Annotated in this window: 7 protein-coding genes; all 7 read left to right on the forward strand. The window is 60.3% G+C overall.

Annotated elements, in window-relative coordinates; all coding sequences use genetic code 11:
* On the forward strand, nt 1–314 hold a 314-nt coding region (locus BMI01S_RS34920; protein ID WP_042292452.1), incomplete at its 5' end, for a 2Fe-2S iron-sulfur cluster-binding protein.
* Between the two features lie 37 nt (nt 315–351).
* The gene (gene paaN, locus BMI01S_RS34925; RefSeq protein ID WP_028232852.1) at nt 352–2,043 is read left to right on the forward strand and encodes a phenylacetic acid degradation protein PaaN; all 1,692 of its coding nucleotides are present in this window, start codon (nt 352–354) and stop codon (nt 2,041–2,043) included.
* A gap of 65 nt (nt 2,044–2,108) precedes the next feature.
* Nucleotides 2,109–3,311 carry a 3-oxoadipyl-CoA thiolase gene (gene pcaF / locus BMI01S_RS34930; protein ID WP_028232853.1) on the forward strand — a complete coding sequence of 401 codons (1,203 nt, stop codon included), beginning with the start codon at nt 2,109–2,111 and terminating at the stop codon, nt 3,309–3,311.
* A gap of 13 nt (nt 3,312–3,324) precedes the next feature.
* A complete protein-coding gene (locus tag BMI01S_RS34935; protein WP_042292455.1) occupies nt 3,325–4,875 on the forward strand; it encodes a 3-hydroxyacyl-CoA dehydrogenase in 1,551 nt (516 codons plus the stop codon).
* 31 nt (nt 4,876–4,906) lie between these two features.
* Nucleotides 4,907–6,229 (forward strand): phenylacetate--CoA ligase PaaK, encoded by a 1,323-nt coding sequence (gene paaK / locus BMI01S_RS34940; RefSeq protein ID WP_028232854.1) that lies wholly within the window; start codon nt 4,907–4,909, stop codon nt 6,227–6,229.
* A gap of 38 nt (nt 6,230–6,267) precedes the next feature.
* The gene (locus BMI01S_RS34945) at nt 6,268–7,071 is read left to right on the forward strand and encodes an enoyl-CoA hydratase-related protein (protein WP_036047010.1); all 804 of its coding nucleotides are present in this window, start codon (nt 6,268–6,270) and stop codon (nt 7,069–7,071) included.
* A gap of 329 nt (nt 7,072–7,400) precedes the next feature.
* Complete coding sequence (locus BMI01S_RS34950; protein WP_154671484.1) at nt 7,401–7,898, forward strand: hypothetical protein; 498 nt, start codon at nt 7,401–7,403, stop codon at nt 7,896–7,898.
* The last annotated feature ends 453 nt before the right edge of the window (nt 7,899–8,351 follow it).

Genomic DNA, 8,351 nt, shown 5'->3' on the forward strand with positions numbered 1-8,351 from the left:
CGCCGCCGGTCGAAATCACGGAGAACACGCCGGCTGCGGACCTGGAAATCGTCATCGACGGCAAGAAGCGCAAGATGCGCCTGCCGTACGAAGGCGTGAGCCTGCTCGACGTCGGCCTGAAGGCGGGCCTCGCGCTGCCGTACGCCTGCAAGGGCGGCGTGTGCTGCACCTGCCGCGCGAAGGTGCTCGAAGGCGAGGTGAAAATGGACAAGAACTACACGCTCGAAGAGCAGGAAGTAAAAGATGGCTTCGTGCTCACCTGCCAGTGCCATCCGGTGAGCGAGCGTGTCGTTGTCAGCTACGACGAAGTTTGACGCTCAGCCCTCGCAGTGTGCCTACAAGGTGAATTTCATGACACATCCCCTCTTTACAAAGCATGAGGCGACGCTTTCCACGGCGCTGAAAGCAATCCGGGAACGTGGATATTGGTCCCCGTTCAATGAGATGCCGAGTCCGCGCGTCTATGGCGAGCATGCAGCGAGCGAAGGTGAGGCGGCTTTCAAGGCGTTGTTGAACAATCATTTCGATGTTGACCAGCCAGGTTCAGAAGGCAAGGTTGGCAAAGAGGCATCGCCGTTTGGGTTCCCGCTATCCGTTACCTATCCCAAAGCCAATCCTGACGTACTCTTGCAGGCGGCGAGTTTGGCGCAGGGAACCTGGCGCCGGGCCGGCCCGGCCGCATGGGCAGGCGTGTGTCTCGAAATTCTCACCCGGCTGAACACAAGGAGCTTCGAGATCGCGCATAGCGTGATGCACACAACGGGGCAGGCGTTCATGATGGCATTTCAGGCGGGTGGCCCGCACGCTCAAGACCGCGCGCTCGAAGCGGTTGCTTACGCCTGGGACGAGCTAAAGGATATCCCGGAGACAGCCTACTGGGAAAAGCCTCAGGGCAAGAACCCTCCATTGTCCATGGAGAAGCGCTTCACGATTGTGCCGCGCGGTATCGGCCTCGTGATTGGCTGCTGCACGTTCCCGACCTGGAACAGCTACCCCGGGCTTTTCGCGGATCTCGCGACGGGGAATGCGGTAGTCGTCAAGCCGCATCCGGCTGCCATCTTGCCGCTTGCCATCACCGTTCGAGTTGCGCGCGAAGTGCTGGCCGAGGCTGGGTTCGATCCGAATGTGGTGACGTTGCTTGCGACCGACCCGGGCGATGGCGAGTTCATGCAGAAGCTGGTCGTCCGTCCGGAAATCAGGATTATTGATTTCACCGGGAGCACGTCCAACGGTGACTGGATTGAGCAGCATGCGCTTCAGGCGCAGGTCTACACGGAAAAGGCCGGCGTCAATCAGATTGTGATCGACTCGGTCGAGGACATGAAAAGTGCGGCGCGTAACATTGCCTTTTCACTGTCTTTGTACTCCGGGCAGATGTGCACGGCACCTCAGAATATTTATGTCCCGAAGGACGGCATCCAGACAGCCGATGGCCGCATCTCCTTTGACGAAGTCGCCGGTGCAATCGAGCAGGCCGTCCAAAAACTCCTCGGTGATCCTGCAAAGGCCGTCGAACTCACCGGCGCCATCCAGAACGCCGGGATCCTCGAGCGAATCGAAAGTGCGCGTGGTTGTGGCGAGGTCCTTTTGGATAGTCGCGCCATCTCCCATCCGTCTTACCCCGAGGCGGTGGTACGGACGCCCATCATCACGAAGCTCGATGCCAGCGACGAGCAAAAGTATTTGAAGGAATGGTTCGGCCCGATCTCGTTCATCGTCGCTACGGACTCAACGGAGCAGTCGCTTGAGATTGCGGCAAACGCGGCCGCCTCAAAGGGGGCCCTGACGCTCTCTGTCTACAGCACGGACGAAGCCGTGGTCGAGAACGCAATCGAGGCGTCGGTTGAGGGAAGGGTGGCGCTGTCCATCAACCTGACTGGCGGCGTATTCGTCAACCAGTCGGCCGCGTTCTCCGACTTTCATGCCACCGGCGGTAACCCTGCTGCGAACGCATCGCTGACGGACGCAGCCTTCGTCGCCAATCGATTCCGTGTAGTCCAAAGCCGGCGTCACGTTCAAGCGCGCGATTCTGCAGATAGCTAACTGGGCCACGCAGGTTGCGCGCGGCGCCGAAGACTGACCGTTCACTAACATTACTGGAAATAACCATGAAAGAAGCATTTATTTGTGATGCCGTTCGTACTCCTTTCGGACGTTATGGAGGTGTACTGAAGGACGTGCGGGCAGACGACCTGGGCGCTGTCCCCCTTCGCGCACTGATGGCGCGCAATCCGGCTGTCGACTGGGAACAGGTCGCCGACGTTTTGTACGGCTGCGCGAACCAGGCTGGCGAAGACAACCGGAACGTGGCGAGGATGTCGGCGCTGCTCGCCGGGCTGCCAATCGGCGTTCCGGGCTCGACGATCAACCGGCTTTGCGGCTCGGGGATGGACGCGGTGGGCAGTGCAGCTCGCGCCATTCGAGCAGGGGACGGAGAGTTGTACCTCGCGGGGGGCGTTGAGAGCATGACCCGCGCTCCATTCGTGACCGGGAAAGCGACGGGCGCGTTTTCACGTTCCGCAGAAATTTTCGATACGACCATTGGTTGGCGTTTCGTCAATCGGCTGATGAAAGAGCGTTACGGCGTCGACTCGATGCCTGAGACTGCCGAAAACGTCGCAATGGACTTCTCGGTAAGCCGCGAAGATCAGGATGCTTTCGCGCTGCGCAGCCAGCAGCGAGCCGCGCGCGCTCAGGCCGACGGTACGCTGGCGCAGGAAATTGTCCCCGTCGAGATTGCGCAGCGCAAAGGGGATCCCATCGCGGTGGACAAGGACGAGCATCCGCGCGAAACGTCGCTCGACGCACTGGCCAAACTCAAGGGTGTCGTACGTCCGGACGGTAGCGTCACCGCAGGCAACGCATCGGGCGTGAATGACGGCGCCTGCGCCTTGATTCTCGCGAGTGAGGAAGCGGCGAAACTAAACGGCCTCAAGCCCCGGGCGCGTGTGCTGGGGATGGCGACCGCTGGCGTGGAACCGCGAATCATGGGCATCGGACCCGCACCGGCGTCCATCAAGCTTCTCAAACGCCTGGGACTCGAGCTCGACCAGTTCGACGTCATCGAGTTGAACGAGGCGTTCGCCTCTCAGGGGATTGCCGTGCTCAGGCAACTCGGCTTGGCCGAGGATGATCCGCGCGTGAACCCGAACGGTGGTGCCATCGCATTGGGGCATCCCTTGGGAGCCTCCGGTGCGCGGCTTGTGACGACAGCGATGTACCAGCTTGAACGCAGTAATGGACGCCTGGCTCTTTGCACAATGTGTATTGGCGTGGGTCAGGGTATTGCGATCGCCATCGAACGAATTTGAGGGAGCCGTAGACATGTCTGTTGGATTGGCGAAATCGATGCCCGTAGGCATCGTCGGCGCAGGGGCCATGGGCGCCGGAATCGCACAGATTGCCGCTACGGCGGGGCATCGCGTGATCGTGTACGACGTGAATCCGGCTGCCGTAGACAAGGCGCTGGTTTCCATCGCTGCGGCTTTGCGCAAGCTCGCCGAGAAGGGCCGACTGGGCGTGGCAGATGCGAACGCCGCGATCGACCGGCTGTCGGCTGCGCCCGACCTGTCGGGTTTCCGGGAGGTCGGTCTGGTCGTTGAAGCCATCGCGGAAAAGCTTGAAATCAAGCAAAGGGTATTCGCCGAGCTCGAGCGCTGCGTGAGCGACACCTGCATCCTCGCGACGAATACCTCGTCGATATCCATCACGGCGATTGGCGCCGCGCTCCGAAAGCCCGAGCGTGTGGTGGGCATGCACTTCTTCAATCCGGCACCCCTGATGGCGCTCGTCGAAGTGGTGAGCGGGCTGGCCACGCTCAAGCGAGTCGCGGACCAGGTCTACGCGACGGCTGCCAGCTGGGGGAAAGTGCCTGTACATGCCAAGAGCACGCCGGGCTTCATCGTCAACCGCGTCGCGCGCCCCTTCTACGCGGAAGGTCTGCGTGTGCTGGTCGAGCAGGCTGCCGATGCCGCTTCGATTGATGCGGTCATGCGCGAGGCCGGTCAGTTCCGCATGGGCCCGTTCGAACTGATGGACCTCATTGGGCACGATGTCAATTTTGCGGTGACCGAATCGGTGTTTCAGGCCATGTTTGGTGATCGCAGGTTCACCCCGTCTATCGTGCAACGCGAGTTGGTGGATGGCGGATTTCTCGGCCGCAAGAGCGGCAAAGGCTTTTTCGACTACTCGTCAGATGCCGTCAAAGCCCGCGCGTACATTGAGCCACCTGCGAACGAACCCGCGACGATCCGGCTCGGGCCGCCGTCGGCACCGGGTGCCCGCTTGCAGGATCGGTTGCTCGCCGCCGGGTTGCCGATGTCCCACGAGCGCTCGACCGAGGCAGGCGTGATTGCTGAAATCGATGGCGCTGTGCTGATGCAGACTGATGGCCATACGGCGACCAGGCGCGCAGCGGACATCGGAAGAGACAGTGTGGTTCTCGTCGACTTCGCTCGAGACTACTTCTCGACAAAGATGGTCGCGGTGAGTCGTTCGATGCGCTGTAACGAACGGGCCTATCAGGCTGTTGTCGGTGCTCTTCAGCGCTGCAACTACGAGGTGGTTCCGATGAAAGATATTGCGGGACTCGCGGTGATGCGCACGGTCGCGATGCTTGCGAACGAAGCGGCCGATGCGGTCAATCAAGGCGTATGTTCAGCACAGGATCTCGACCTCGCCATGGAGAAAGGCGTCAACTATCCGGTCGGGCCGCTCAAATGGGCCGATGAAGCCGGTGTGGGACTCTTCCATCGTGTTCTGACGAATCTCGCGGAACATTATGGCGAAGAACGCTACAGGATCTCGCCGCTGCTGTCCGCACACCGCTGGGGTGGGCTGCCGATTTACAGCAACGCGCAAGTCGCTGTTGCGTGAACGTTTCGAACTGTCATTTCTGGAGACAACTGTGGTTCAACCAATTCCTCAACCGGGCGAACTCGAACCGATCGAAACGGCAAGCCGTGACGAGCTTTCGGCGCTGCAACTCAAGCGCCTCCAATGGTCGGTTCGGCATGCATATGAAAACGTTGCGCACTACCGCCAGGCGTTCGACGCCGCAGGCGTGCATCCTGACGACCTGAAGGCGCTCTCCGACCTCGCGAAGTTCCCGACAACGTCCAAGAAGGACCTGCGCGACAACTATCCGTTCGGCCTCTTTGCCGTTCCGAAGAACAAGGTTGTGCGAATTCACGCGTCGAGCGGGACAACGGGAAAACCTACAGTGGTGGGCTATACCGCTGGCGACATAGACACCTGGGCCAATGTCACTGCCCGCTCGATTCGGGCGGCGGGCGGCAGACCCGGCGACACGTTGCACAACGCGTTCGGATACGGGCTGTTTACTGGCGGGCTTGGGATCCACTACGGCGCGGAACGCCTCGGTTGCACGGTAGTGCCGGTCTCGGGCGGGCAGACGGAAAAGCAGGTCCAGCTGATTCGCGATTTCGAGCCGTCGATCATCATGGTCACGCCGTCATACATGCTGAACCTGATCGACGAAATGGCACGACAGGGCATGGACCCCGCCCAGTCGTCGCTGCAGGTCGGCATCTTTGGCGCGGAACCGTGGTCGCAAGGCCTGCGCGCTGAGATCGAGGCGCGAGCCGGCATCCAGGCAATCGACATCTATGGTCTGTCCGAGATGATGGGGCCGGGCGTTGCTTCCGAGTGCATTGAAAGCAAGGACGGCCCGACCATCTGGGAGGACCACTTCTACCCGGAAATCATCAACCCGGAGACGGGTGAAGTCTTGCCCGATGGCAGCGAAGGCGAGCTGGTCTTTACTTCGTTGTCGAAAGAGGCCATGCCCATGATCCGGTATCGCACCCGGGACCTGACCAGGCTGCTGCCGCCCACGTCCCGTTCAATGCGCAGGCTTGCGAAGATCTCGGGGCGCTCGGACGACATGCTGATCATTCGAGGCGTGAATGTCTTTCCGAGCCAGATTGAGGAGCTTGTGCTGGCAATCCCCCGTCTGAGTGGCCAGTACCAACTGACCGTGTCGCGGCAGGGACACATGGATTCCTTGGCGGTGGCCGTTGAGGCGCGCAGTGAGATTTGCGCCGAACTGACGGATTCTGACCGGCAGCAGTTGGCAAAGGAACTGCAACACCGCGTCAAGACGATCATCGGTATTACGACGGCTGTGACGGTGACCAATGCCGGGGAGATCGCAACGTCGGTAACGGGCAAGGCGAAGCGGGTGATTGATTTGCGAAAGGCGGATTGACCCACAGCCTGCCAAACTCCTCAGGAAACCGTATAAAAATGAATCAGCACTTCAAGACGATCAGTGTTCACATCGATGAAAAAGATATAGCGACCGTCTCGCTTGCGCGCGAATCGGTGTTGAACGCGTTCGACGAAACCATGATCGCAGAGCTGACTGAGGCCTATACCAGCCTTTCGTCCGCGCCGGACGCTCGAGTCGTATTGCTTCGGTCGAGCGGCCGCGCGTTCTGTGCAGGGGCCGACTTGCAATGGATGCAGCGCGCGAGTCGCAACGCCGCGCAGGAAAACCTCCGCGATGCCAGGCGGTTCGCGGACATGATGCAAGCCATTCGGGGTTGTGCCAAGCCGACCGTTGCGCGGGTTCATGGGCATGCGTTCGGCGGCGGAGTCGGTCTGTGCGCAGCCAACGATATCGTCATTTCAAGTGACAATGCGCGCTTCTCGGTCAGCGAAGCCCGCTTCGGCATCCTGCCCGCCGTGATTGGACCGTATCTTGTCGAGGCGGTCGGGCAGCGCCAGGCACGGCGGCTGGCGTTGACGGCGACCCAGCTTGCCGCACACGAAGCGGTCACGATAGGCCTGGTCCATCAGGCAGTCGCGATAGAGGATCTCGACTCGGCCATCGACAAGACGATTTCTGAGCTCACGGCAAACGGGCCGGAAGCGCTCCGTGAAATCAAGGCGTTTTTCGAAGGGGTGGGTGACTACCCGCTCTCGGCCACATTTCACGATCTTGCAGCCCGGACAATCGCACGAGTTCGGGCGACGGAGGAAGCGAAGGAGGGCTTTGCCGCCTTTTTTGAAAAGCGTCCTCCGGCCTGGTTGGCGAAAGCAGGTTAAACGAACATTCAAGCTGGACGAATGCCGGGTCGGTTCCGATGAACCTGCCGGGCATTGCCGAGTGCCTGGAAAAGAGCCGAAATCGCTTGCACGCTCTCAGCGCCAAACAGATCGAACGTTCGTGACTCAGCCCGCAAAAATCGACTCAAAACGCATGAACCAAGGGTTTTCCCCGATCCAGAGTGCGTCAAATTGTCAAATCTGTGCTTTAGAATGAACTCTCTAATTAGGCGGCTAGTCCTGAATTACATCACCGAGCCGCTTACGTTTTAATTTGCAGCGAAGCCGCTTTATTACGGTCGTTCGTATTGCTAATCATTGTAGAACACATGACCGTACCAGAACCTGAAGAGTATGTAGACAATTGCAAGTCCGGTTTTCAAGCGATGTTCGCTCTGATGAAGCCGGCAGTCGATGGGTTGCACTCGGCAGCGGTGCTCAATGTGCAGGTTGCACGGGCAGCATTGGCGGGACCGGCGAGTTGGCAGCGGGGCGCGGCGCAACAGACTGAAGAAATGGTCACGTCGTATAGCCGTCAGCTATTCGAGATTGCCACCAGAACCCAGACCGAATGCGCAAAGGTCGCCCAGGTGCAATACGAGCGGATCAACAAGCGTGTCCAGGAATCGTCGGCCGGCGTTTTCAGTAGCGCACCGGCAGATTCGGGAGCGCCTGGTGAGGGGGGCAAATCGACGTTCTCGACAGCCGCGGATACGCGGCGCACGCGCAGAACGCGGTCACCGGTCGCAGCGCAGGACGATATCGACGCTGCCAGCGCTGCGGTTCCGCAAAGGGCCACACAAGAGGCGGTTACCCGGCAACGGTAATCGGGTAGCGAAACCAGGCCCTGTGCCGCTCCGCCCCACTGATATAGCTCGCCCGCCATCGCCATGGCGCCGGCAAGCCGCTACTTTCTGCAGACGTGGGAGCCGGCTGAGCCGGTCCGATAGCGGCTTTATCGTCAGAGCAACCGGAACCGAACTTGCCGATCGCCGCTTTTTGCTCCGAGGCGTGGAAAGCCAACCCGCTGCCCGTGCTCTTCGCGGCATGCTATCGGGCATCTCGCAGCATCACGGCAAACTTGCAGATGCTTCGTGCGAACGCAGGATCGCCTGCCTGGTGATCGAAGCCGTCGGGGCGCTACCTCATGCAGCGCGTGTAGATCGAACAGACTCAAGACGCCGTGGACGGCCAGCATCCGTTGTCGCAGGGCTACGGCGCAGCGATGAAAAGACTTTAACGAGTAACAGTAACTTTAGGACTGTGAAATGACTGACATT

Origin of the sequence: Paraburkholderia mimosarum LMG 23256 = NBRC 106338, assembly GCF_000739815.1 — a bacterium.
In the GTDB taxonomy this organism is placed as follows: domain Bacteria; phylum Pseudomonadota; class Gammaproteobacteria; order Burkholderiales; family Burkholderiaceae; genus Paraburkholderia; species Paraburkholderia mimosarum.

What these genes read in the sequence shown, in the direction of transcription:
- BMI01S_RS34945 (WP_036047010.1), top strand. Translation starts at nt 6,268, where the DNA reads ATGAATCAGCACTTCAAGACGATCAGTGTTCACATCGATGAAAAAGAT.
- BMI01S_RS34950 (WP_154671484.1), top strand. Translation starts at nt 7,401, where the DNA reads ATGACCGTACCAGAACCTGAAGAGTATGTAGACAATTGCAAGTCCGGT.
- BMI01S_RS34935 (WP_042292455.1), top strand. Translation starts at nt 3,325, where the DNA reads ATGTCTGTTGGATTGGCGAAATCGATGCCCGTAGGCATCGTCGGCGCA.
- pcaF (WP_028232853.1), top strand. Translation starts at nt 2,109, where the DNA reads ATGAAAGAAGCATTTATTTGTGATGCCGTTCGTACTCCTTTCGGACGT.
- paaN (WP_028232852.1), top strand. Translation starts at nt 352, where the DNA reads ATGACACATCCCCTCTTTACAAAGCATGAGGCGACGCTTTCCACGGCG.